This window comes from Streptomyces monticola, from assembly GCF_042665355.1.
In the GTDB taxonomy this organism is placed as follows: Bacteria; Actinomycetota; Actinomycetes; order Streptomycetales; family Streptomycetaceae; genus Streptomyces; species Streptomyces monticola.
Window position 1 is genome coordinate 388,249 of record NZ_JBHTCF010000006.1, and the last position, 24,027, is coordinate 412,275.

At 71.0% G+C, this 24,027-nt stretch carries 21 protein-coding genes and 2 tRNA genes; 11 read left to right on the forward strand and 12 right to left on the reverse strand.

All coding sequences use genetic code 11. From position 1 onward, the window contains the following. Positions 1-125: 125 nt before the first annotated feature. The 3 genes from ACFQVC_RS17685 to ACFQVC_RS17695 all read right to left on the reverse strand — a co-directional run bounded on the left by ACFQVC_RS17685 (position 126) and on the right by ACFQVC_RS17695 (position 1,785). Positions 126-377, reverse strand: a complete 252-nt coding sequence (locus ACFQVC_RS17685; protein WP_381831390.1) for a hypothetical protein — start codon at positions 375-377, stop codon at positions 126-128. Next, positions 370-582, reverse strand: coding sequence for a hypothetical protein (locus ACFQVC_RS17690; protein ID WP_381831391.1), 213 nt, complete (start codon positions 580-582; stop codon positions 370-372). The genes ACFQVC_RS17685 and ACFQVC_RS17690 overlap by 8 nt, the downstream gene beginning before the upstream one ends. Positions 583-903: 321 nt before the next feature. After that, complete coding sequence (locus ACFQVC_RS17695; protein ID WP_381831392.1) at positions 904-1,785, reverse strand: bifunctional DNA primase/polymerase; 882 nt, start codon at positions 1,783-1,785, stop codon at positions 904-906. A 409-nt stretch (positions 1,786-2,194) separates the two neighbouring features. On the opposite strand from ACFQVC_RS17695, the gene ACFQVC_RS17700 reads away from it, so the two are divergent. The 9 genes from ACFQVC_RS17700 to ACFQVC_RS17740 all read left to right on the forward strand — a co-directional run bounded on the left by ACFQVC_RS17700 (position 2,195) and on the right by ACFQVC_RS17740 (position 11,566). Next, the gene (locus ACFQVC_RS17700) at positions 2,195-2,506 is read left to right on the forward strand and encodes a hypothetical protein (protein ID WP_381831393.1); all 312 of its coding nucleotides are present in this window, start codon (positions 2,195-2,197) and stop codon (positions 2,504-2,506) included. Positions 2,507-2,757: 251 nt separating this feature from the next. Then, positions 2,758-3,927 (forward strand): acyl-CoA dehydrogenase family protein, encoded by a 1,170-nt coding sequence (locus ACFQVC_RS17705; RefSeq protein ID WP_381831394.1) that lies wholly within the window; start codon positions 2,758-2,760, stop codon positions 3,925-3,927. 38 nt (positions 3,928-3,965) lie between these two features. Continuing rightward, positions 3,966-4,901 carry a bifunctional MaoC family dehydratase N-terminal/OB-fold nucleic acid binding domain-containing protein gene (locus tag ACFQVC_RS17710; RefSeq protein ID WP_381831395.1) on the forward strand — a complete coding sequence of 312 codons (936 nt, stop codon included), beginning with the start codon at positions 3,966-3,968 and terminating at the stop codon, positions 4,899-4,901. Continuing rightward, on the forward strand, positions 4,901-6,238 hold the full coding sequence (locus ACFQVC_RS17715; RefSeq protein WP_381831396.1) for an acyl-CoA dehydrogenase family protein: 1,338 nt from the start codon (positions 4,901-4,903) through the stop codon (positions 6,236-6,238). The genes ACFQVC_RS17710 and ACFQVC_RS17715 overlap by 1 nt, the downstream gene beginning before the upstream one ends. Before the next feature lie 29 nt (positions 6,239-6,267). Further along, positions 6,268-6,669 (forward strand): MaoC family dehydratase, encoded by a 402-nt coding sequence (locus tag ACFQVC_RS17720; RefSeq protein WP_381831481.1) that lies wholly within the window; start codon positions 6,268-6,270, stop codon positions 6,667-6,669. Beyond that, positions 6,666-7,832 (forward strand): lipid-transfer protein, encoded by a 1,167-nt coding sequence (locus tag ACFQVC_RS17725; RefSeq protein WP_381831397.1) that lies wholly within the window; start codon positions 6,666-6,668, stop codon positions 7,830-7,832. The genes ACFQVC_RS17720 and ACFQVC_RS17725 overlap by 4 nt, the downstream gene beginning before the upstream one ends. A 180-nt stretch (positions 7,833-8,012) precedes the next feature. Continuing rightward, a complete protein-coding gene (locus ACFQVC_RS17730; RefSeq protein WP_381831398.1) occupies positions 8,013-8,963 on the forward strand; it encodes a DUF1906 domain-containing protein in 951 nt (316 codons plus the stop codon). A gap of 232 nt (positions 8,964-9,195) precedes the next feature. Next, positions 9,196-9,759 (forward strand): SigE family RNA polymerase sigma factor, encoded by a 564-nt coding sequence (locus ACFQVC_RS17735; protein WP_381831399.1) that lies wholly within the window; start codon positions 9,196-9,198, stop codon positions 9,757-9,759. A gap of 160 nt (positions 9,760-9,919) precedes the next feature. Then, complete coding sequence (locus ACFQVC_RS17740; protein ID WP_381831400.1) at positions 9,920-11,566, forward strand: long-chain fatty acid--CoA ligase; 1,647 nt, start codon at positions 9,920-9,922, stop codon at positions 11,564-11,566. A gap of 124 nt (positions 11,567-11,690) precedes the next feature. On the opposite strand, the gene ACFQVC_RS17745 is transcribed toward ACFQVC_RS17740, so the two are convergent. From ACFQVC_RS17745 to ACFQVC_RS17755, 3 genes are all read right to left on the reverse strand, one after another. Continuing rightward, positions 11,691-12,317 (reverse strand): antibiotic biosynthesis monooxygenase, encoded by a 627-nt coding sequence (locus tag ACFQVC_RS17745; protein WP_381831401.1) that lies wholly within the window; start codon positions 12,315-12,317, stop codon positions 11,691-11,693. A gap of 143 nt (positions 12,318-12,460) precedes the next feature. Beyond that, positions 12,461-17,065, reverse strand: a complete 4,605-nt coding sequence (locus ACFQVC_RS17750) for a PAS domain-containing protein (protein ID WP_381831402.1) — start codon at positions 17,063-17,065, stop codon at positions 12,461-12,463. Between the two features lie 291 nt (positions 17,066-17,356). Next, positions 17,357-17,824, reverse strand: a complete 468-nt coding sequence (locus tag ACFQVC_RS17755) for an SSI family serine proteinase inhibitor (protein WP_381831403.1) — start codon at positions 17,822-17,824, stop codon at positions 17,357-17,359. Positions 17,825-18,141: 317 nt separating this feature from the next. Between ACFQVC_RS17755 and ACFQVC_RS17760 the strand changes: the two genes are divergently transcribed. Then, positions 18,142-18,232: transfer RNA gene (locus tag ACFQVC_RS17760), tRNA-Ser, on the forward strand. Between the two features lie 171 nt (positions 18,233-18,403). Continuing rightward, a tRNA-Arg gene (locus ACFQVC_RS17765) sits at positions 18,404-18,476 on the forward strand. Positions 18,477-18,567: 91 nt separating this feature from the next. On the opposite strand, the gene ACFQVC_RS17770 is transcribed toward ACFQVC_RS17765, so the two are convergent. From ACFQVC_RS17770 to ACFQVC_RS17795, 6 genes are all read right to left on the reverse strand, one after another. Further along, positions 18,568-19,851: a site-specific integrase gene (locus ACFQVC_RS17770; RefSeq protein WP_381831404.1), complete on the reverse strand. Its 1,284-nt coding sequence runs from the start codon at positions 19,849-19,851 to the stop codon at positions 18,568-18,570. Further along, positions 19,851-20,033: a helix-turn-helix domain-containing protein gene (locus ACFQVC_RS17775; RefSeq protein ID WP_381831405.1), complete on the reverse strand. Its 183-nt coding sequence runs from the start codon at positions 20,031-20,033 to the stop codon at positions 19,851-19,853. The genes ACFQVC_RS17770 and ACFQVC_RS17775 overlap by 1 nt, the downstream gene beginning before the upstream one ends. Next, positions 20,030-21,553, reverse strand: a complete 1,524-nt coding sequence (locus ACFQVC_RS17780; protein WP_381831406.1) for a replication initiator — start codon at positions 21,551-21,553, stop codon at positions 20,030-20,032. The genes ACFQVC_RS17775 and ACFQVC_RS17780 overlap by 4 nt, the downstream gene beginning before the upstream one ends. 187 nt (positions 21,554-21,740) lie before the next feature. Next, entirely contained in the window at positions 21,741-22,415 is a 675-nt protein-coding gene (locus tag ACFQVC_RS17785) for a DUF2637 domain-containing protein (RefSeq protein ID WP_381831407.1), read from the reverse strand. A 47-nt stretch (positions 22,416-22,462) separates the two neighbouring features. Continuing rightward, on the reverse strand, positions 22,463-23,854 hold the full coding sequence (locus tag ACFQVC_RS17790; RefSeq protein ID WP_381831408.1) for an FtsK/SpoIIIE domain-containing protein: 1,392 nt from the start codon (positions 23,852-23,854) through the stop codon (positions 22,463-22,465). Next, positions 23,851-24,018, reverse strand: a complete 168-nt coding sequence (locus tag ACFQVC_RS17795; RefSeq protein ID WP_381831409.1) for a hypothetical protein — start codon at positions 24,016-24,018, stop codon at positions 23,851-23,853. Before ACFQVC_RS17795 ends, ACFQVC_RS17790 begins: the two co-directional genes overlap by 4 nt. Between the last annotated feature and the right edge of the window lie 9 nt (positions 24,019-24,027).

Sequence of the window (24,027 nt, forward strand, 5' to 3'; positions counted from 1 at the left end):
CCGCTGCTGGCTTGCCGTTGAGGAGTACGGAGATCGCGTCCAGCGCCTTCCGAAGCTGCTCCGGGTGTGCTGCCTCGGTGATCGGGAGCGAGTTCCTGCTGATCCAGCCGAGCGCATGGGCAGCCTCAGGCTTCCGCGTACGCCACCACGATCACCATGCCGAGCGCCGTCGCGTAGTACATGACCCTGACCGATCCGCGCCGGTAGTCGCGCAGCATCGGGCTGCTCGGCACCGGGTCGCCGAGCTTCGGGTTGATTGAGATGTCGACCAGGACGGGGTCGAGGCGGGCCAGGTCCTCGTCACTCAGCGCGGCTAGCTGGCGCTCGGCGACCTCGTGAAAGGTGATCTGCGCGCGGCGAGGTCCGTGCTTAGGCAACGTCGTGCGCCTCGCCGTCCTCATCGAGGGGCGGTAGGCCTCGCTCGGCGCGGATGTCCTCCCACGGCCGGCACTTGTCGAGGTCGATGCCCTCGTCGGCCAGCTGCTGTAGGACGTAAGCCAGAGCGGGGTTCGCCGGAAACTCCTCACGCGCGGCGGCGCGGAGCTGGTCGGCCTCTTCGGGGTCGAAGACGATGTGTGCCATGCCGGTCCTCCCGGGAGGTCTCTCGGTCGAGCGTACGCCGGTCGGGGAGCGCGCGGCAGTCGCTCTCCGGAGTGGCCTGGGGGCCGTCTCGGAGGGGGCCTGTGGCCCAGGTGTGGCCCAAACCTCCCCGCCAGCGGCCATCAAGGGCCATACGGCCAGGTCACAGACGTACAGCCTCTGAAAGATCGATCCTCTTGAAAACCGTCGTGGCGCGAGTCACCGTGGGTTCAAATCCCACACCCACCGCAGTACCCCCGAGGGGCGTCCGGAGTAACTCCGGGCGCCCCTCCTGTGGTTGGGCAAGGCGTGCGGGGTGTGCGGTCAGGTGCTGGTCGGGCCGTGGCCTGCGGTGAGCCGGGCCGCTGAGGCGATCGTGGTGCGGGCCTCGCGTTCGCTGAGGCCGGTGCGGCGGGCGGCGTCGGTGAGGCGGTCGGCTATGGAGTCGCCTATTCCGCTTTCGTACGCCCGGCAAGCCGCCCAGAAGAGCCGGGTGTTGCGCTGGCCGACGCGGGCGCCGAGGACGAACTGGATCAGGCCGTCGCTCTGGGCGTGACCCGGATGCCCGCCGGATGTGTCCCGGGGGCGTGGCGGGGGCGTGAGCAGTCGGAGCAGGGCGCGCGGGCAGGGGGCGGGCGCCAAGTGGGCGGTGCCGGGGGCGGTGCTGTAGACGCCGTGCTCGGTGCGGGAGCCGGGGCCGACCAGGTAGCCGCCCGCGCCGCGGATGTCGATGCCGGGGGCGAGCCGGCTCGCGGAGTTGGGCACGACGACGTCGGGCGGCCCGGAGAGCCACAGATGGCGGCCGCCGCTCGGAGTGAGCACGACCACCGTGTCCGGGATCGTGAACAGGTGGCGCAGGGCGAGCTCGCGCAGTGTCGCCGAGGAGTCCGCGCCGGACTTGGTGTCCAGGTCGATGCCTATGAGGTGGTGCGGCGGGAGGCCGCAGGCGATGCCGTAGCCGGTCGCCCAGGGGGCGGCGGCGAACTGCTTCCGGATCCGGGCCGGGTCGGTCGTGGCGTCGTACACGCCGTGTCCGAGCCGGCCGCATTCGCCGTGGCAGGGAGCGGGGTCCGGGTCGTCGTGGTGCGGTGAGCGCAGGGCCGGGAGCTTGGTGCGGGAGAGCGGGATGACGGCAAGACCACGCTCTGCGGCGGACAGGGCGTGGGCGAGGGCCAGTGTGCTGGCATGCCGGTCGGAGGTGGCCATGCCTCTATTTTCGTACGTACGTTCGAAGAAGGGAAGGGGGTGTCGGTGGGGGTGTGCGGCCGGGCGGGGGGCGCGGGCGAGGCGGAGTGAGGGGCGAGTGGGGCGGAGTGGGAGTCGAGTGGGGACGGGCGGGATTGGCCGGAATGTCTGACGGAACGCTTCCTCCCTTGTGGCGCTTGGGAGTTGCGGCGGAACACGGGATGACCAGGCAATTGGGTGCCGTGATGGGGGTTTATCGACTTATCCTCACGCTTGCGAGGGAAAGGTGGCCTGATGGGTGGTTCGCCGGGGATTCGGTGGGCAACTCTGGAGTCGCGACGTCGTGAACATCGCTGAGGCGGTCGGCCAACTGCCTTGGTAACAGCCGCACTTGCCGGTCGGCACCGACCGGCTCTTTGGAGGAATTCACATGGCAAGCATCCGGACCGCCCGCGTCCTCGCCGCAGCCGCTGCCCTTCCGCTCGCTGCAGCGCTCTTCACCGGTGTTGCCCAGGCCGACAACGGCGGCTTCGCGGACGACGGTTCGAACACGAGCGTCGCGACTGTCTCCGGCAGCGGTGTCGGCGGCGACAACAACGGCAACTCCGCCACCAACCAGCAGGTGGCGACCGGCTCCGGCGCTTCGAACCAGAACAACAACGCCCAGGTGAACGGCTCGGCCTTCACGGCGATCGACCAGTCGAACGAGGCGAACACGGTCAACTTCAGCCAGCTCTGGTGATCCCGCGCTCTCCCAGGGGCGGACGGGGGTGGGCTCCAGGGGGCGGTGGGTGAGGTCTGCGCGGCGGCACGAACTGTGCCGCCGCGCAGGCGTGTTCGGGGTGCACGCGGGCGTGGTCGATGTGCCCGGCGGGCGTGGGCGGCGTACCCGGCGGGTGTGGTGGATGCCGTGCGTCCGTGACCTTGACAGTGGTGGCGTATCTGACGGACAGTCAGAAACCCTGATTCGTACGAGGTCCCGGGAGGGCCGCCGTGCATCTCGCCCCCACCGAGCGCCAGCAGCGGCTGCGCGCCGAACTCCGCACGTACTTCCGCGAAGTGATGCGTGACTCGGCCGCGGAGCACGGCGCCGACGACCCGGGTGAGCAGCGCAGGCTGCTGCGCCGGATCGGCGGCGACGGCCGTCTCGGGCTCGGCTGGCCCGTCGAGTACGGCGGCCAAGGGCGCGGCTCCGACGAGCAGTTCGTCTTCTTCGACGAGGCCTACCGCGCGGGCGCGCCGGTCTCGATGGTGACCCTGAACACCGTCGGGCCCACCCTGATGAAGTACGGGACCGAGGAGCAGAAGAACTTCTTCCTGCCCCGGATCCTGAGCGGTGAGATCGTCTTCGCCATCGGCTACAGCGAGCCCTCCGCGGGCACGGATCTGGCCGCGCTGCGCACCAAGGCCGTGCGGGACGGCGACGACTGGCTGATCGACGGGCAGAAGATCTTCACGTCCAACGCGCAGAACGCCGACTGGATCTGGCTCGCCTGCCGCACGGATCCCGACGCTCCCAAGCACAAGGGGATCTCGATCATCCTGGTGCCGACCGGCGCGCCGGGCTTCTCGTGGACACCGATCGAGACCGTTGGCGGCCTCACGACGACCGCGACGTACTACGACGGGATCCGGGTGCCCGCCTCGAACCTGGTCGGTGAGGAGAACGGCGGCTGGGGCCTGATCACCAACCAGCTGAACCACGAGCGGGTGGCGCTGGCCGCGATCGGTATGCAGGCCGAGGACTGCTACGCGAGCGCTCTGGCCTTTGCGCGCACACCCGATCCGGTGACGGGGCGGCGTCCGGTTGACGTGCCGTGGGTGCAGTCCAGATTGGCCGAAGTACATGCGCGGCTCGCGGCAACGCGCCTGCTCAACTGGCGTTTGGTGGGGGATGTCGGGGCCGGGAGGCTCGCTCCGGGAGACGCCAGCGGCGTGAAGTTCGTGGGAACCGAATCGGCCGTCGAGGTGTATCGAATGTGTCAGGAGATCGTGGGCGACGCGGGGCTCGTCCGGGCGGGCTCGCCGGGTGCGTTCGGTGACGGCGAGCTGGAGCGGATGAACCGTGCGGCGCAGATCAACACCTTCGGGGGCGGGGTGAGCGAGGTGCAGCGGGAGATCGTCGCGACGATGCGACTCGGCATGAGGAAGGTGCGGCGGTGAGCGGGGAGGGCAGGGCCGTGACCGGGGAGGGCAGGGCCGTGAGCGAGGCCGGCGGGGCGGTGAGCGGGACAGGCGGCGGGGCGGTGGGCGGTGAGCTGACCACCCGGCTCAAGGCGTACGAGGGGAAGGCCGCGGCCGAGTCCGGGGTGGGCAAGGACGTGGTCAACGAGCCGATGATCAGGCACTGGTGCGAAGCCATGGGGGACGCCAACCCTGCCTATGAAGGGCCGGAGGCCATCGCGCCGCCGACGATGCTGCAGGCTTGGACGATGGGCGGGCTCTCCGGGCACGCGGGGCGCTCGGCCGCCTATGACGAGCTGTTCGGGCTGCTCGACGACGCGGGGTTCACCTCGGTGGTGGCCACCGACTGCGAGCAGGAGTATCTGCGGCCCCTGCGGACCGGGGACGCCATCACGTTCGACGCGCTGATCGAGTCCGTGTCGGAGCAGAAGACCACCAAGCTGGGGACGGGACACTTCGTCACGACCCGGATGGACATCAGGGCGAACGGCGAGCTGGCGGGGACGCACCGCTTCCGCATCCTCAAGTACGCGCCCGCGCGGGCCAAACCCAAGGGCAAGCGCCCCCGCCCCGTGATCAACCGGGACAACACCGGGTTCTGGGACGGCGTGGCACAGCACAAGCTCCTCATCCAGCGCTGCGGCGGCTGCCGGGCCCTGCGGTTCCCGTGGCTGCCCGGGTGCAACGCCTGTGGTTCGCCCGAGTGGGACACCCTGGAGGCGAGCGGTGAGGGCACCGTCTACTCGTACGTGGTCATGCACCATCCGCCCTTCCCGGCCTTCGATCCGCCCTATGCGGTCGGGCTCGTCGAGCTGGCCGAAGGAGTGCGGATGATCAGCAATGTCGTCGGGGTGCCGCACGACAAGGTGCGGATCGGGATGCCGGTGCGGCTCGAATTCCAGCGTGTGGACGCGGAGTTGGAGCTTCCGGTGTTCCGGGGGAGGGGCGTCTGATGGACTTCACACCCACGGAGGAGCAGGCCGCGGCACGCGATCTCGCGGAGCAGATCTTCGCGGACCTCTCCACCCCCGACCGCCTCTCCGCCGCCGGTACGGACATGGACGCGCAGCTGTGGAAGGCGCTGGGCGCGGCGGGCCTGATCGGCGCGGTCGAGGACATCGGTCTGCTCGGCCTGGTGCTGCTCCTTGAGGAGCAGGGCCGAAGGACCGCACAGGTGCCGTTCGCCGCCAGCTGTGTGTACGGCCTGCTCGCGGTCGGCGCGCACGGCACGCCCGAGCAGCGCGAGCGGCTGCTTCCCGGCCTTCGGGACGGCACATCCGTGGCCACGGGTGCACTGCGGGACCCGGCGGCGGTGCGGGCCGTGGCCGCGGAGGGACAGGCTGCTGTGGAGCGGGGGCCGGAGGGGCAGGGTCCGGCGGGCGCCGTGGGGGACGCGGGGGCGGAGGGACAGGGTCCGGCGGGCGCCGTGGGGCGGGCATCGGGCGGGCAGGTTCCGCCGGGTGGGGCAGGGAGGTTGAGTGGCACCGTCGCCTGGGTGCCCTGGCTTCGGGAGGCCACGCATGTGCTGGTGGCGGCGGCCGACCACAGCCTGTGGATGGTGCGCGCCGCCGACGCGGAGGTGGTGCCCGTGGAGCTGACGGCGCCCTGGTCTGCGGGCCGCCTGATCCTCGACGGGACGCCGGGAGAACGGATCGGCGGGGCCGGGATCGGTGAGGCCGGGATCGGTGAGGCCGGGGCCGGTGGGGCAGGGACTGGCGGGGCAGGGACCGGTGGGGCAGGGACTGGCGGGGTCGGGACCGGCGGGGCCGGGACTGGCGGCGGCGGGGCCGGGGTCGGCGGTGGCGGGGCGGGCGGCAGCGAGCCCGGAACCGAGCCGTACCGCGATGTGCTCGCGATGGCGCGGACCGCCTTCGCCGGGCTGCAGGCCGGTGTCTGCGCGGGTTCGCTGGCCCGCGCCGTCGAATACACCTCCGTGCGCGAGCAGTTCGGCAAGCCGCTCGCCGCGAAGCAGGCGGTGCTGCTGCGGGCGGCCGACGCGTATATGGACACAGAGGCGATACGCGTCACGGCCTACGAGGCGGCCTGGCGCAGGGACGAGGGCCTCGCCTACCAGGAGGCGGCGCTCACCACCGCCTGGTGGGCCTCGGAGGCGGGCCGCAGGGTCGTGCACGCGGGCCAGCATCTGCACGGCGGCATGGGCGCCGATCTGGACCACCCGGTGCACCGGCACTTCCTGTGGGGCCGCCAGCTGGACGCGTACTTGGGATGCGGCGCCGAAGTCCTGGCAGAGCTGGGGCAGTTGATCGCTGAGGAGGGGGAGCGCGTATGAAGTCCGACACCGAAGGCGGCGCACGGCAGGTGCGGGCCGGCGACGAGCTGCCGCCGCTCGAGATCCCGGTCACCCGCACTCTGATCGTCGCCGGGGCCATCGCCTCGCGTGACTACCAGGACGTGCACCATGACGCCGCGCTCGCCCAGGAGAAGGGCTCGCCCGACATCTTTATGAACATCCTGACGACCAACGGCCTGGTGGGCCGCTACATCACCGACCACTTCGGCCCCAGCGCCGTCCTGCGCAAGGTGGCGATACGCCTGGGCGCGCCCAACTACCCGGGCGACACGATGGTGTTGACCGGAAAGGTCGCCTCCATAGAGGGCGGCATCGCGCGGGTCGAGGTGGTCGGTGCCAATGGCATCGGCAGGCATGTCACCGGCACGGTCACCGTGCAGCTTCCGGCCATGGAAGGGGCGGGCGCATGAGTGTGCGCGGAGCGGACCGCCTCGGCGGTCGGGCGGCGGTCGTGGGGATCGGCGCCACCGAGTTCTCCAAGGACTCCGGGCGCAGTGAGCTCAAGCTGGCAGTGGAGGCGGTGCAGGCGGCCCTCGACGACGCGGGCCTCTCCCCCGCCGACGTGGACGGCCTGGTCACCTTCACCATGGACACCAGCCCGGAGATCACGGTCGCCCAGGCGGCCGGCATCGGCGAGCTGTCGTTCTTCTCCCGGATCCACTACGGCGGCGGCGCGGCCTGCGCCACCGTCCAGCAGGCGGCACTGGCGGTGGCGACCGGCGTGGCCGAAGTCGTCGTCTGCTACCGGGCGTTCAATGAACGCTCCGGGCGCCGCTTCGGCTCCGGAGTGCAGCACCGCGAGCCGTCGGCGGAGGGTGCGGCGCTCGGCTGGGCGCTGCCGTTCGGACTGCTCACCCCGGCGTCCTGGGTGGCGATGGCCGCCCAGCGCTATCTGCATACGTACAGCCTGGGCCCTGAGGCGTTCGGCCCGGTCGCCGTCACCGACCGCAAATACGCGGCGACCAACCCGGCGGCGTACTTCTACGGCAAACCGATCACGCTCGAGGACCACGCCGCCTCGCGCTGGATCGTGGAGCCGCTGCGGCTGCTCGACTGCTGCCAGGAGACCGACGGCGGCCAGGCGATCGTGGTGACGAGCACCGAGCGGGCCCGCGATCTGCGGCAGACACCGGCGGTGATCACGGCGGCCGCCCAGGGCGCGGGCCGCGCGCAGGAGCAGATGACCAGCTTCTACCGCGACGACCTCACCGGGTTGCCCGAGATGAGCGTGGTCGCGCGGCAGCTGTGGCGCAGCTCCGGGCTCGCCCCGGGCGATATCGATGTGGGCATCCTCTACGACCACTTCAGCCCGTTCGTGCTGATGCAGCTTGAGGAGTTCGGCTTCTGCAAGCCGGGCGAGGCGGCGGAGTTCGTGGCCGAGGAGGCGCTGCCGATCAATACGCACGGCGGACAGCTCGGCGAGGCGTATCTGCACGGGATGAACGGCATAGCGGAGGGTGTGCGGCAGCTGCGCGGCTCGGCGGTGAACCAGATACCCGGGGCGTCGAGCGTCCTGGTCACGGCCGGCACAGGAGTGCCCACGTCGGGGCTGATCCTGGGGGCGGATGGTTGAGGCAGCGGGGGAGAGTGGCCGCAGCGGGGTTCGTGTCCGCGGCCGGGGAGGCCGGGAGGGGTTCGGACGGCTGAAGTCTCGGGGGCGGACGGCTGAACGCGCGCGTGTCCCGGGCGCGCGCGGGGGACGGGCCCGTTCACTCGCCGTATGCACACCCATATGCACCATAAAAGGCCGATCTTGGGATTTGTCCTCGCCCTGTTGGCCCTGCCGGCACTGCTGACCGTTCCCGCGGTCGCTCCGCGCGCCGCGGCCGCGACGGGTGCCGAGGCCGTCACGGGCGCGGGGCCCGTCACGGGCGCGGGGCCCGTCACGGGCGCGGGGCCCGCCACCGCTTCCTCTCCCGCCTCTCCGGCTTCTCCCGCCTCTCCGGCTTCTCCCGCCTCCGCCGCCGAGCAGTCGCGCCCGCGGCCCAGGCTGTTCCGCGGCTGGGCCTTCGACACCTGCACCGCTCCGCCGCTGTCCACGATGTCCCGCTGGCGCAAGCACTCCAACTACCGTGCGGTGGGCGTCTATTACGCGGGCCGCGGCCGTCACTGCAAGCGCCAGCCGCACCTCAGCAGGGCCTGGATGCGCGGCGCCCACCGGATGGGCTGGCGGGTACTTCCCACCTACGTCGGCTCGCAGCCGCCCTGTGTGACGGCCAAGCACAAGAAGACGGTGCGCATCGGGCGGCACCCCTGGTGGCAGGGGCGCAGGGAGGGCAAGGACGCGGTGCTCAAGGCACGGATGTTCGGCATCCGTGCGGGCAGCCCGCTCTACCTCGACATGGAGGCGTACCGCCTGACGGACAGGCGCTGCCGTCTGAAGACGCTCGCGTTCGTGCGGGCCTGGAACCGGGAGGTGCGCCGGCACGCCTATCTGCCCGGGTTCTACAGCAGCGCCAACTCCGGGGTGCGGCACATGGAGATGGCCCGCAGCCAGGGGGTGCGGGACCTGCCGGAGATCATGTGGTTCGCGCGCTGGCGCACCAAGCCGAATCTGTACCGGGAGCCCCAGCTGTCCCGGCACGCCTGGCGGCCGGCCCGCCGGATCCACCAGTACATGGGCAACCACAAGGAGCGGTACGGCGGCCGCACCCTGGTCGTCGACCGGAACCTGATGCACGCTCCGGTGGCGCGGATCGGCTAGCCGCACCCGGCGGCGGTCATGTCACCCCACCGCCGCCCTCGCTGCCCCACTGCCGACCACCGCCGCTGCGCCGCCGTGCCGTTCGCCGTCTCGGGGCCTCCCCTCAGGGGCGGCCCCCGCCTCCTCCACCCTCAGGAGGTGGGGCGGGCCCCACTCCTACAACCTGAGGGGGACTCGGTTTCGGGACCTGGGGCCGATCCGTATGGGTAGGGGGCACTTCTAGCGTGGACCCATGACCGCTACTCAGGGGCCCGTCTGCAGCAGAGCATCGAAGGCCGCGACGAGGGTTGCCTCTTCCGCCGCGTACCCGTCGTTCTCCTCGTACATGCGTGCCCGCCAGCCGGTGCTGCTGCGTACCGCGCGCTCGCTGACGGCGAACCCCAGCGATGCGGAGGACCTCCTGCAGACCGCGCTCACCAAGACGTATGTGGCGTGGGAGCGGATCGAGGACCATCGGGCCCTGGACGGCTATGTGCGCCGGGCCCTCCTGAACACCCGGACCTCCCAGTGGCGCAAGCGCAAGGTCGACGAGTTCTCCTGCGACGAGCTGCCGGAGCCGGACCCCGTGCCGGTCGCGGACCCCGCCGAGCAGCAGGTGCTCAGAGACGCGATGTGGCAGGCGATTCTGAAGCTGCCCGCCCGGCAGCGGGCCATGGTGGTCCTGAGGTACTACGAGGATCTCAGCGAGGCGCAGACCGCGGAGGTGCTCGGGGTGTCCATCGGCACCGTGAAGAGCGCGGTCTCGCGGGCGCTCGGGAAGCTCCGCGAGGACCCCGGGCTGACGCCGGTCCGCTGAGCCCGGCACCGTAGGCAAGAGGCCCTGTAAGGGATGCGTTCTCGCGCCCTGTGCGGGAATGAGTTGCTTCTCACCGAGCCCGGACTAGTGACATACCACCTGGTATGGAGTGAGAATCGGCGCAACCCTACTGCTCCGTAGCGCCCACCGGGAGGACGCCGTGCTGAGCACCATGCAGGACGTACCACTGACCGTGACCCGACTCCTCAAGCACGGGTCGACCGTCCACGGCACATCGCAGATCACCACCTGGACGGGAGAGGGCGAGCCGCACCGCCGGAGCTTCGCGGAGATCGGGGAGCGTTCCGCGCAGCTCGCGCATGCCCTGCGCGACGATCTCGGTGTCACGGGCGACCAGCGGGTCGCCACGCTCATGTGGAACAACGCCGAGCATGTCGAGGCGTACTTCGCGGTCCCCGCCATGGGCGCCGTCCTGCACACCCTCAACCTGCGCCTTCCGGCAGATCAGTTGGTGTGGATCGTCAAGCACGCCGCCGACCGCGTCATCATCGTCAATGGCTCACTGCTTCCGCTGCTCGCTCCCCTGCTGCCGCAGCTCTCGCCGGTCGAGCATGTGGTGGTGAGCGGTCCCGGCGACCGTTCCGTCCTGGACGGCGCGGGTGTTCAGGTGCATGAGTACGAGGAGCTGCTCGCCGGAAAGCCGACGGCGTACGACTGGCCCGAGCTGGATGAACGCCAGGCGGCCGCCATGTGTTACACCTCCGGCACCACCGGTGACCCCAAGGGCGTCGTGTACTCGCACCGCTCCATCTATCTGCACTCCATGCAGGTCAGTACGACCCAGTCGATGGGCCTCACCGACGAGGACATCGCCCTGATCGTGGTCCCGCAGTTCCATGTGAACGCCTGGGGCCTGCCGCACGCCGTCTTCATGACCGGTGTGAACATGCTGATGCCGGACCGCTTCCTGCAGCCCGCGCCGCTCGCCGAGATGATCGAGAGCGAGCGACCCACGTACGCGGCGGCCGTGCCCACCATCTGGCAGGGCCTCCTCGCCGAACTCACCGCCAACCCACGGAACATCGAGAGCCTCGCCCAGGTCACCATCGGCGGCGCGGCCTGTCCGTCCTCGCTGATGGAGGCCTACGACAAGTTCGGTGTGCGGGTCTGCCACGCCTGGGGCATGACGGAGACCTCACCGCTCGGCACGGTCGCCCGCCCGCCCGCCGGGGTCAGCGAGGCGGACGAGTTGGGCTACCGCCTCACGCAGGGCCGCTTCCCCGCCGGAGTCGAGGCCAGGCTCACCGGGCCCACCGGCGAACATCTGCCGTGGGACGGCGAGTCGGCCGGTGAGCTCGAAGTGCGCGGGCCGTGGATCGCTGGCGCCTACTACGGCGGCGCGGCGGGCGAGGACTTCAGGCCCGAGGACAAGTTCAGCGAGGACGGCTGGCTGAAGACCGGTGACGTCGGCACGATCAGCCCCGACGGCTATCTGAGGCTGACCGACCGGGCCAAGGACGTCATCAAGTCCGGCGGTGAGTGGATCTCCTCCGTGGAGCTGGAGAACGCCCTGATGGCGCACCCCGGGGTCGCCGAGGCCGCGGTTGTCGCCGTACCCGATGAAAAGTGGGGTGAACGCCCCCTCGCCACCGTGGTGTTGAAGGAGGGCGCGACCGCGGACTTCGAGGTGCTGCGGGACTTCCTCGGCGAGAAGATCGCCAAGTGGCAGCTGCCGGAGCGCTGGTCGATCATTCCGACGGTGCCGAAGACCAGCGTCGGCAAGTTCGACAAGAAGGTGATCCGCAGGCAGTACGCGGACGGGGAGCTGGACGTCAAGAAGTTCTGAGGCCAGGGACTTCTGAGAAGTTCTGAGGTCAGGGACTTCTGAGGTCAGGGACTTCTGAGGCCCATGGCCGGTGGGAGGTGGGCGCTGTTCCACGTGAAACAGCGCCCGCATCCGGCGGACGGCCTCAACTCTTCTTCGTACGCCGGAGGTTGCGCGCGCGAGGGCCGCGGTCCAGCCAGCGGCGCAGCACCTTGCTGACGGTCGGCATCGCCACGTACGTCATCAGGGTGCTGAACAGTACGGTCAGCGCGGCCGTGCGCAGGATCAGCGGCAGCCCCGTCAGATGGGGCGCGATCACGGCATTGCCGAACAGTGAGATCGGGTAGATGGCGATACCCGAGCTGATGCACATCTTCCAGCGCGGTGGCGCGGGCCGTACGGTCCCCGGCTTGGCGAACCACGTTTCCATTCCGGTCAGTTCACGCCGGGCTATCTCCGTGTGCTGATGGCCCTCGCAGCGGGCGAACCACTCGGCGCGCTCCGGCGACTCCTGCCAGCGCCGGCAGGCCGCCGCGTTCCGGAAACGGTGCACCAGGAACCATGGCGCCCCCTCCGCCGACGGCCGGAACAAGCCGTGCCCCAGGTGGTCGGGGAAGGTGGCGGCCGTGGCCAGGATGCCGCGGGCCCACTCCTCGAAGGACTCCTCGAAACCGGGCTCCACCTGCCGGGCGATCAGCAGGGTGACCTCACCGTTGTCGGCGGGGACGGTGGTCTGCTCGGGGTTGTGGGTCTGCGACGGGGCGGCGGTCAAGGGCTGCTCCTTGGGGGTGCGGCGCGTACGGCGAGCGGGCGTTGTTCCACGTGAAACCGGAAACTGTGGAACAACGCCCATTCGCCGTACTCCGCTGGCGAGTTGATGCCGGTGACCGGTGCGGCGGCCTCCCCGGCGTCAGTTCAGTTGGTGCCGATCTTGGCGAGCAGATCGACGATCCGGGACTGTACTTCGGAGCTGGTGGAACGCTCCGCGAGGAACAGCACCGTCTCGCCCGAGGCCAGTTTCGGCAGGTCGGACTGGTCGACGGCGGCCGTGTAGACGACCAGCGGAGTGCGGTTCAACTGTCCGTTGGCGCGCAGCCAGTCGACGATTCCGGCCCGTCGGCGGCGTACCTGCATCAGGTCCATCACCACCAGATTCGGCCGCATCTGCGTCGCGAGCGTGACGGCATCCGCATCGGCCCCGGCGCGAGCGACCTGCATACCGCGGCGCTCCAGGGTGGCGGTGAGCGCGGACGCGATCTCCTCGTGCTCCTCGATCAGCAGGACCCGCGGTGGGTGCTGCTCGCTGTCCCGGGGCGCCAGGGCCTTCAGGAGTACGGCGGGATCGGCGCCGTACGCGGCCTCCCGCGTCGCCTGGCCGAGACCGGCCGTCACCAGGACGGGCACCTCGGCGGCGACGGCCGCCTGCCGCAGCGACTGCAGAGCAGTGCGCGTGATGGGCCCGGTCAGCGGGTCGACGAAGAGCGCCGCGGGGAACGCGGCGATCTGGGCGTCGACCTCGTCACGGGAGTGCACGATCACGGGCCGGTAGCCACGGTCGCTGAGCGCCTGCTGCGTGGAGACATCGGGCGCGGGCCACACCAGGAGCCGGCGCGGGTTGTCCAGCGGCTCCGGCGGCAGCTCGTCGTCCAACGGCTGCGGCTGGGGCTGGTTGGCCACCTCGACGGCACCGCCCGGACCGTCGAGCGGCTCGGGACCCTCGGCACCTTCGTCCGGAGCGCCGATCGCGTAGGAACGTCCTGCGGTGCGCTGCTGCGGCTCATGTCCGTGGCCGGCCCCGGGAAGAGGGCCCGCACCGGCGAGCGAGCCGGAGCCCGGCAGCGGACCGGAGCCCGGCAGCGGACCGGAACCGGGGAGTGGACCGGAGCCCGGCAGCGAGCCGGTCTCCGGGAGCGGACCGGGCTCGGCGCCGGTGCCGGGTGCGGCAGGGGCGCCGGGTGCGGCACCGGCGGCTGCCCCTGAGGCGGGCCCGGCTCCCGGCCCGGCCTGCGGCGGCAGCGGCGACTGCGGATGCGGCCGCCCGGCGGAGGGTCCGCCCGCGCCCGTGCGTACGCCCTCACCGTTGGTGCGCTCGTCCGCGGGGTGCCCCGAATCCGGCGGCGTGGCCAGCTTGCGCCGCCGCCCGGACCCGGACGTGGTGTGGCTGCCGGTCTGCGTCTGCGTGGGGTTCTGCGGCTGGGCCGGCGGCGGCCCCTGCGGCTTCGGCGGCAGCGGTCCCGGCTGCGGCTGAACCGGCTGGCCCGACTGCGGCTGGCGGCCGCGCTGCTGCTCCGCGATGTGCTGGGCGAACGGAACGCCCTGGCCCAGAGTGCGGACGCTGATCGCCCGCCCCTGCGTCGACGTGCTCGATCCGCCGCCGGACGGCGCACCGGCCTCGGCGGGCAGCGGCTGCGCCAGACGGTTACGCGCGGCCTCAGCCGCCTCAGCCGCCTGCTGCGCCTCAGCCGCCTGCTGTGTTTGTTGCGCCTGGTCCGCCGACTGCCCTTCTTCCGCGGGCGCTTGCCCTGCGGACGCCGCGGGCGCTGCGGGCATCTGCTCTGCGGACGCCGCGGGCATCTGCTCGGGGGGAAGCGGGGCGGGCACGCTCTCGGCGGGGCCGCCGGGTTCGCCGCCGACCGCCACCGAGCCTTCCCCGGTGGCCTGTTCCGCTTCCGTGGCCTCCGGGACGGGCTGCTCGGCGGGGCCCGCAGCGGGGGCCTCGGCGGGAGCGGGGCGCGCCCGGCGCCGCCCGGTCGGTGCCTGCACCGGGTGCGGCTGCGGCGGAGTGTGGTCGGCGTGCGGTCCGTCGGCGGCGTTGTAGCCGTGACCGTGATCGTGGTCGTCACCGAGGCCGTCGCTCTGGCCGTGACCTGCGGCCGAGCCGACCGGCTGCCCCTCCGCCGGAGCGTCCGCCGGAAGATTCGCCGGTACGTCCATGGGGCCGCCCACGGCTCCGCCCACGGGTACGTCCGCGTCGGCGTCCTGCGGGCGGGGGGTGCGGTCGGCGTCGGCGGGCGGGAGCGCGAAGGCGGTACGAGGTCCGCTTCGCTCCGCCGCGGCGGCCCGTTCCCGCTCCTGCGCGGCGGCGAGCGCCCGGCGGCGCCGCCCTGTGGGGCGCGGCTCGGCATCGGCCGTCGCCTGACCGCTGGCGTCGCCCTGGGCGGCGGTCCCGCTGTCCGAAGCAGCGGCCGGAAGCGCGGGCAGCCCGCCCTCCGGGTTACGCCGCGCCCTGCGCCCGGTCGGCGCCACGGCGGCGGACTCCGCCGGCACCGGCATGCCCTGCGGGGGAACGGTCTCGCCGAGTGCCGTGCCCTGATGGGACCCGGCTCCCGCGGCGTGCTCGGCCGCGGTCACGACGGAGCCCTGTGCGGCGTCGGCCGCGCCCTCGTCGGCGGCCGGGCGACGGCGCCTGCGTCCCGTACCGCCGGCGTTGCCGGCGTTCTGCGCGGGCACCAGGTCGGAGTGCCCCTGTTCCTGGGACTGTGCGGGCGCCTGCGGTTGAGCCCCTGCCCCTGCCTGTGCGGGGGCTTCGGCGGCAGCGGCACGCCGACGGCGCCGTCCGCGCGGCTGCTCATCGGCACCCGAGCCCGAGCCCGCACCTGAGCCCGCACCCGAGTTGTCGGAGTCGCCGGGGCCGGAGGCGTCGCCGGAGTCGTGGGATCCGTCGTCGAGGAAGGCGTCCACGGAGGAGGACCGCAGGGCGCGGCGGCGGCCGCCGCCCTCGGCCTGCTGCGCGGGTACGGCGAGCTGCCCCGCTCCGCCGCCCTCGTCACCGCTGCCGGAACCGGAACCGGAACCGGCATCCGTCCCCGCGCCCTGGACCGCATCCGCCCCCGTGGCCGTGCCCGCACCTGCCCCGGAGCCGAGCGGAACTTCGAGCACATAGGCGCTGCCGCCCATGCCCGGCACCTCGTGCGTCTGCAGCACACCGTCGTGCGCCCGGATGATGCCGCGCACGATCGGCCCGTGCACCGGGTCCCCGCCCGCGTACGGCCCGCGTACCTCGATGCGTACGACCTCACCGCGCTGTGCCGCAGCGACCACGATCGTGGAGTCCACGTAGCCGCCGGGGGCGGGCGCGGGGGCGGGGCCCTTGGCGTTGCCGGTCGCGTCGATCCCGGCGACATCGGCGATCAGATGCGCGAGGGCCGTGGCGAGCCGAGCGGCGTCCACCTCGGCCTCGAGCGGCGGCGCGTGCACCGCGAACTGGGCGCGTCCGGGCCCGATCAGCTCGATGGCGCCCTCGACTCCGGCGGCGACCACGCCGTCCAGGAGCACGGTCTCCTTGTGCAGTTCGGCGTCGCCCGTGTCGAGGTGCTGGTAGGCGAGGACGTTGTCGACGAGGGTCGTCATCCGGGCGTAGCCGGCGGCGAGATGGTGCAGTACCTGGTTGGCCTCGGGCCACAGCTGGCCCGCCGGGTCCGCGGCGAGAGTGCCGAGTTCCCCGCGGAGCTCTTCGAGCGGGCCGCGCAGCGACTCGCCGAGCACGGCGAGCAGCTGGCTGTGGCGCGCGGCGAGCGCTTCGTAGCGTGCGCTTTCGCGCTCGGCCAGGGCTTCGTAGCGGTCCTTCTCGCGTTCGGCGAGCGCGGCGTAGCGGTCCTTCTCGCGCTCGGCGAGGGCCGTGTACTGCTCCTGGGCCTGGGCGATCTCCTCGGCGTGCCGCTCCTTGGCCTGGTTGAACTGCTCGGTGTGCTGGGCGATCAGCTCGTCGTAGGCGCGCCGGTCGGTGAACGCGAGGACGGCACCGACCAGCTGGTCCCCGTCCCGGACCGGCGCGGTCGTCAGGTCGACACGCACCTGGCTGCCGTCCTTGGCCCACAGGACCTGGCCGCGCACGCGGTGCTTGCGCCCGGAGCGCAGGGTGTCCGCGAGCGGACTCTCCTCGAACGGGAAGGGCTCGCCGTCGGACCGCGAGTGCTGCACCAGCGGGTGCAGTTCCTTGCCGCCGAGGTCGCTGGCGCGGTAGCCGAGGATCTGTGCGGCGGCGGGGTTGACGAGGACGACGCGGCCCTCGGTGTCCGTGCCCACGACACCCTCGGCCGCGGCCCGCAGGATCATCTCGGTCTGCCGTTGTGAACGGGCGAGCTCGGCCTCGGTGTCCACGGTCCCCGAAAGGTCCCGGACGACGAGCATCAGCAGCTCGTCCCCGGAGTAGCCATAGGTGCCGTGGCTCTCGTACGCGTCCCGGGAGTCCTCCAGATTGGCACTGGTGACCTCGACCGGGAACTCGCTTCCGTCCGTGCGCCGCGCCGTCATCCGCTTCGGCTTGGTACGCCCGCCGTCATCCTCGGCCACGGTGTCGGGCCGTCGCATCGAGCCCGGGATCAGCCGGGAGTCGAACTCCGGCAGTAGATCGAGCAGCCCCCGTCCGACCAGTGCCCAGCCGGAAGTCTCGAAGGTTTCGAGCGCGATGGTGTTGGCGTTGACGACGGTGCCGTTCGCATTGACGAGCAGAAGCGCGTCCGGAAGGGCGTCAAGTATGGCTGCGAGGCGAGCAGCGCCTCGGGATGGCCTGCTGCTCACGACGACGGATCCTCCCTTTACTGCCTTTTGCCGACCGCCGGGACCATCTTGCCCCTCGGCCCTTGGCGTGTCACGGGAAGGAGTCTACGGGCACGCGTTGCGCCCGCGACGCCGGATGAGAGGGAGGTCGCACGGAGGAGGTGTGAGCGCCTCGCGCGCACACGGTCACCCGGCCGTCGCGCCGGAGGCACACACCAGCGCTCCGGCGCGCGGCCAGGACCTCGTGCCCGGACCTGTCCTCGCCGTGCCCGGACCTGTCCTCGCCGTGCCCGGACGTGTCCTCGCCTGCCGTCAGCCCGCCCTCATCGGACCGACCGCGCCCGAGGTCTCGGGAAGCACCGGCACCAGTGCGTTCCAGCGCCCGATCTCGCACCCGTTGCTGCGGTCGTACGTGGCGTCCACCGCCCGTCCCTGCCAGGTGCCGGTGATGTGCGCCGTCCCCGGGCCGCCGTGCTGCATGGTGCACAGCGCGTCCGAAGGCACCGGTGCGAACGGGTCCTTGCCCTCCGCCGCCAGCTGTTCGAGCCGCTCGCAGGCGGCCGCCGCCTGCGGATGCGTACCGCCGTGGCTCCCGTCGCCACCGCACTCCAGCTCGTACGTCCCGTCGCCGGCGCCACCCGTCCCGGCGGCGGTCACGGTGAATCGGTCCTGCTCGGCCAGCGGTAACCGCGGGGTGTGGTCGGCGGCCTGGGCGACGGCGGGTGCGGCGGACAGCGCGGCGAAGGACGCGGCGGCGGTGAGGGCGAGACGGCGCAGCATGGTGACTCCAGGAGGCTCGGGGATTCGGGCTCACCGCGTTTAACGCGCCGCGCGGCGCGACGTTGCGCCCGCCCCCGGCCCCTGCCCCCGGCCCCCGCCCCCGGCCCCCGCCCCCGGCCCCTACCCACGGTCCCCACCCGCCCCGGCCGGAGCCCTCGCGCACCCGGCCGGCACTCGGCCGGCACCCGGCCAGGCGGAGCCGCAGGCCGGGGCTTTGCTCTGCCGCCCGCCCGCCTAGTACCGTGGGGGGCGATTGGTGACACGCCGCTGGGCTGTGTCATCATCTGCAACGCACCACGCGCTCGCGCGGGTGTGCTGGAGGCGTCGCCTAGTCCGGTCTATGGCGCCGCACTGCTAATGCGGTTTGGGTCTTAAAGCCCATCGAGGGTTCAAATCCCTCCGCCTCCGCACGTTGAACACAGGAGCCCCGGTCGTCACGACCGGGGCTCTCGTGTTTGTGTACATAGTGCGCATAAGTGCAGGTCAGCAGGGGTGAGACAAACGGATTTCGTCTCCCGGCGCAGGTCATGTAATGTTGTTCCCGCAACGCCGACCGGGCAGAAAAGCCCGGAACGCCAAGCACTCGTAGCTTAACGGATAGAGCATCTGACTACGGATCAGAAGGTTGCAGGTTCGAATCCTGCCGAGTGCACAGCAGGCCAGAGGACCCGTGGAGTGATCCACGGGGCCTCTGGCTTTTGTCTTGACGGCAGTGTTTGACGGCAACCGCGTCCGGGAGCGAATCAGACGGCTACCGGGGCTCCGGCCGCACCATCGTCATCGTCCGGTCCGTCGCCGTCACCTCTCAGTGCATCGCCAACGCGGTCGAAGGCCGAGCGCTGCGAGTCGAGCCGTACGAAGGTGTAGATGTCCATGGTCACGCGGATCGAGCTATGGCCGAGCACTTCCATGATCATGCGAGCGTCCGCGCCCTGTTCGTGAAGCAGCGATGCGCACGTGTGCCGCAGGTCGTGGAAGCGGACCTTGCGGAGGCCGGCACGGGCACTCAACGCCTCGAAGGAGCGGTTCAGGTTGCGCGGCTCGATCGGGGTCCCGTTCCTCGTGGTGAACACGAGACCGTGGCCCGTCCCTTTCCAGTTGTGACCCGCCGCCTTCTTGTCGGCAATCTGCTGGGCACGCTGCGCGCGGAGAGCCGCCACGCACTCGGACGGCAGGGCCACGCGACGGGCCGAGCGCTGTGTCTTCGGCGCGACGATCAGCAGCTCACCGCCGACCCGCTGTAGAGCCTGCCGGACCGTGAGCGTGCCGTCGTGAAGGTCCAGGTCCGACCAGCGCAGGCCGAGGATCTCACCGCGTCGCAGGCCGATCCTGACCGCCAGTTCGTACGCGGCCCACAGCCGGTTTTCCTGGGCCGCCGCCAGGAGCTGACGCCCTTCCTTGGCCGTGAGCGGTTCGATCTCGCGCTTCGTTCCCATGCTCAGCTCCACATTCCGGGCCACATTGCGGGGCAGCTCGTCTTCACGTACGGCGTGCTGGAGAGCGGCACGCAGGATCACAAGCAGGAAGCGCACAGTCCGGTCCGAGGGGAGCTTCTTGCAGCACTTGCCGAGGGCGCAGCAGCGCCGCTTGCGCTCGGGCCGCTTCTTGTCCTTGCCCTGCGCGCAGCACTGGCAGGTGGCCGCCGTCTTGGCGAGGAAGGCGCGGATGTCCCGAGCCGTGAGGCGGACCAGCTTCTTCTTGCCGAACTCCGTGGTGACGTAGTTGCGTACGAGGGACTCGTAGTTGACGTACGTCGTCCTTCGGACCTTGCCCTTGGCGACGTTCACCAGCCAGTACTTCAGGTACTCGGCGATGGTCATCTTGCTGGTTGCGACCGGCAGGCCGTCGAGGGAGTTGGCCTTGAGCTTGGTCAGCTTCTCGTGCGCTTCGTCCCAGGTCTTCCCGTAGACGCTCCGCCGTTTGTACGTGCCGTCCATGGCCAGCACGTAGGCACTGCCTTCCCAACGCCCGTCCTTGCGCTGATAGATGGTGCCCTCGTTGTTGGCGTTCTTCTTCGGCTTGGCCATCAGGCGGCTTCCTGTTCGGTGCGGTGGGATATGTAGTCGTGCACGGCGGCTTCGCTTATGCGGCGGAGGCGGCCGACCTTGAAGGACGCGAGTTCTCGGGAGCGGATCAGGTCGTAGACCTTCCAGCGACTGATGCGGAGGCGCGCGGCCACCTGGTCGACGTCGAGCACAGGCCCTGTCATTCGCGATCAGCCCCCTCGTGCTTGAGCCGCCTGGCGTGTTCGCGTTCGTGGCGGACTTGGGCGGCGAGGAGTTCTTCGCCGGGGGTGTAGCCGGTGCCGAGGAAGGTCCAGTCGGAGACGACGAGGGTGATGGGCTCTTCCTGGTCGTCTGTGGTGTCGCCGGACTGCTCGCAGTTCTCCAGTTCGAGGGGTTCTTGTTGGTCTTGCCGCCAGGCACGGCGTTCTTCGCGCAGGGCGCCGAGAGTGGTGGAGTAGCGGCGGGATTTGCTGGAGAAGTGACCGCGGAAGCCGAGCATGTGGGCCCACTTGCGCAGGTTGAGAGCGGCGAGTTCCGGCACGGTGGCCAGGTCCCAGCAGGTGCGGATCATCTGTCGTACGTGTGTGTCGACGGGCAGGGCGGAGAGGGGCTCGTGCCCAGTTCCGGTGCACAGGTCGCACAGTTCAGTGGTGTTGTCGCGCAGCGTGGTCATGCCGTGCCCCTTGCAGGCGCGGCAGGTAAGGGGGCGGTCGACCATGCCGGAGTCTTCGGCGCCTTTGGTGGCGTACTTGGCGATGTATCCGGCGACGGCTTCGGCGGTCAGCCGGCCTTTGCCGTCGTCCGGGGTGATCTGGCGTACGTCGACCTGGCGGCCCCATTTGAGGGTGCGTTCGCCGAGTGCTTCGGCGTGGACGGTGAGGATGACGTGCCGGGCAGCGAGCTTGATGGCCTTGGACAGCACGGCGGCGGTGGCGTAGGCGGGCGGAGGCGTGGTGCCGCCGTCGGGGCCGTCGAGACGGATGATCGCGTGGTAGTGGACGACACCGCGCTTTTGGTATTCGGCGACCTTCGCGAAGGAGACGCGCAGTTCTTCGCCCATGGCCTTTTGGGTCATGCCGACCAGGCGTGCGAGGTAGCGGCGCAGGTAGGTGGTGAAGCGGTCCCAGAGCTGTCCGGCCTGGGCGTTGAAGAGGATGGCTCCGGTGTAGTCGTAGCGGCGCGGGTTGACGGGGGCGCCCAAAGCGGGGTCGGTGTCGTGGTGGTGGGTGCCGCAGGCGCAGCCGGGGGCGCCGCGCCAGATGGTGCCGTGGACGGGGCCGAAGCTGGGGGCGGTCAGGGTGGCGAACACGCGGGGGTGGGTGCGGACTTGTTCGGGGGTGTTCTTGCCGCCGACGACTCCGGCGCGGATGAGCTGGTAGGTGTCGCCCGCGTACAGGCGTGCGCAGGAGGGGCAGCGCGAGGCGCGGCGGTTGTTGCAGGCGACGAGGATGCGGCCGGTGGGGGTGTCGGCGGTGTTGAAGGAGCGCAGGACGCGGCCGGTTGTGGCGTGAACGGTCTCGGACCAACCGGCGAGCTGGATTGGTTGGGTGCAGCCGCGGGCTTGCGCGACCCCGTGACGCAGCGGTTCGAAGGTGCCCTCGTTGAGGTGGGTGAGCAGTTCCCGCAGGGCAGGGCTCTTGACGTGGGACAGGTCGAGGGGCTTGGCCGGGGTGGTGGGGCGGTCGGGGGCCGCCACGGAGTTGGATGCTGGGGGCGTGGGCATGGATTGGCGTTCCTCTCGGACGCAAGGGGCGGGATGGCAGGCCCACCGTGAACTGGGGCCGAGAGCCCGAACCGCACCCGTTTCAGGGCGTGTTGGGGTGCGGTTCGGGCAGGGGAGGCCGGGGCCCGGACAGGGCCAGCGGTGGGAGGAGGATTGCCGGATCAGGAGGCCGGTGGATGGCTCAGGTTCAGAGCTGAGCGTGCGCAGCAGTGGCCAGTGCCAGGGGGACGCCGAGGCGGGTCTTGAGCTGCGCGGGGGTGATGGGCTCGCCCGTGGCGGTGTGGTGCTGGGCGGCGATGGTGCGGGCCGCGTCGACCAGAGAGGCCGGGACCGGAACGGATGGGGCCTCGGAGGGCGGTGCCGTACTCGGTTCGGGGGCTGGTTCGGCCGGGACCGGCGCGGGGGCCGGGGCCGGGGTGGTGGATGGTTCCGAATCGGGGGCGGGTGCGGAGTCCGGGGTGTTGAGGGTGTGGAAGTGGCGGAGCATCTGGGGGCCGACTGTGCCCCAGCCGAGCAGGAGCAGCGGGGCGACCGCGTCGAGGGCGGCGCGGCCGTAGTGTCCGGCGGCGAGGGGTTCGGCGACGTTCAGGGCGAGGGTGAGCAGCCCGGACAGGTGCATCAGCCGTACCGCGCCCTTGAGGTCGCCTGGGGCAACGCCCTTGAGCGAGAGGTGGCGCAGGCCGACCAGGAGGCCGAGTACGGACAGGTCGACCATGGGGGCGATCAAGGGCGCGATGGGGCGGGGAACGCCGAGGCGGAGCGCCAGGGACCAGACGTTGCCGAAGGAGAACACGAACGCCAGAGCGGCGATGGTGGCCATGACGACGGTTACGGTCCGCTGCGTCACCCGTTCTTCACCCATGAGAAGTCACCTCCTTTAAACAGCCTTGGAAACAGGGCGGATTGGGGTCAGGCGGCCTTGCTCAAGTTCGGGCCGCTATCGAAGGCGTTGAGCAGGGCTGCGGGGTCGCGGGTGAGGTGGGCGGTCTGCTGGGCGATCTGGGCCGCGTCCGCATCCGCGACATAGGGGGTGCGTACGCGGATGTAGCCGGGGCCGTGGGGGTTGGACATGACCAGCACGCCGACATAGGTGGAGCCCTGGAGGTTGACGGGGTTCATGTCGTCCCAGTTCCGGATGTCCTCACCCAGGGCCGCCACGGCCGCGTCCGTGGAGCGCTGCGCGAAGGACAGCGCGACCGGTGCGATATCGCGGATCGCGGTGGGCAGGGCGTCGCCGGTGGGCTTCTGCGTGATCGGGATGGTGATCATGCCGACCGAGCGGCCCTGCGCGACCAGTTCGGCCAGCAGCCGCCCGTTCTCCGCGACCAGGGCGGCCAGCTCGCGGGACTTCTCATCCCGGGCCTTGATCTCCCGCAGATACGCCTGCGCCTCATCCACGAACAGGACGATCAGCGGCCAGTCCTCGCGGGGGCCCTTGTGCCACATGTTGGCCGAGCCGAACACGGTGCGCACCAGCTTCACGCGGCGGCGCCGCAGATCCACCATGTCCTTGAGGAAACGATTCGCCTCATGCAGGTCGTTGCCGACGAAGCGGAACAGCCGGTCAGCGACCGCCGCGTAGTCGCTTTCCTCGATCATGGAGACCTTGCCGTCCAGGCCGCCGAACTGGACCAGCGGCGAGGGCGCGAAATCGCAGATGAACTTGTTGACCGCCGAGGTCTTGCCGTAGCCGGGCAGACCGGCCAGCGTGATCCCGGGCACGTTGGCCAGGTCCACCACCGCGTCGCGGGCGTACTCGTCCAGGCCCAGGTGCCAGTGGGTGATGTGCTCGGGCGGCAAACCGGTAGGGACGTGCGTGGTCTTGACCGCGAGGGGGTCTTCCCGCACCGCACGGATGACGACCTGGCCCGGCTTCTTGGCAGGGGTGACCGAGACCCGCACGCACCCCCAGGCATCCGCCAGGTAGTTGGACGCCTTCTGGAACTCCTCCAAAGACACCTTCGGCAGGCACTTCGCCCTCACGATTACCCCATACTCATCCGGGGTGACCTTGATGGTGGGGATCAGGGTGCGCGGTTCGATCTTCCGCGTCTTGTCGGTACTGAGTTCCTGGCTGATCTGCGCCATGACGGTGGGCTTCCTGTCCACCACCGACAGGCCCGCCATCGGCGCCAGACGTGACCAGCCGCGCCGGATGCGTCCGGCCTGCCGGATGCTCAGGCGCATCGCCGGGGTAGCCCGTACGTAGCGGACCAGGTGGACGATGGCCAGGGTGAGGAAGAGGGCCAGGCCCGCCCCGAAAACTATCGGGGCGAGGCTGACGATCTCGGCGGGACTCACGCGCCCGCCCTCCTTTCGTTGTGGTGGTTCTCGACGTAACCGATCAGCATCCGGCCCAGCTCTTCGACATCGAGGTCACGCACGCGCAACGGGCCGAAGACCAGTTCCAGGACCTCGCGCACCTCAGTGCCGATGTGGATGGCGACTACCTCAATCGGGGGCATGCTCGGGCG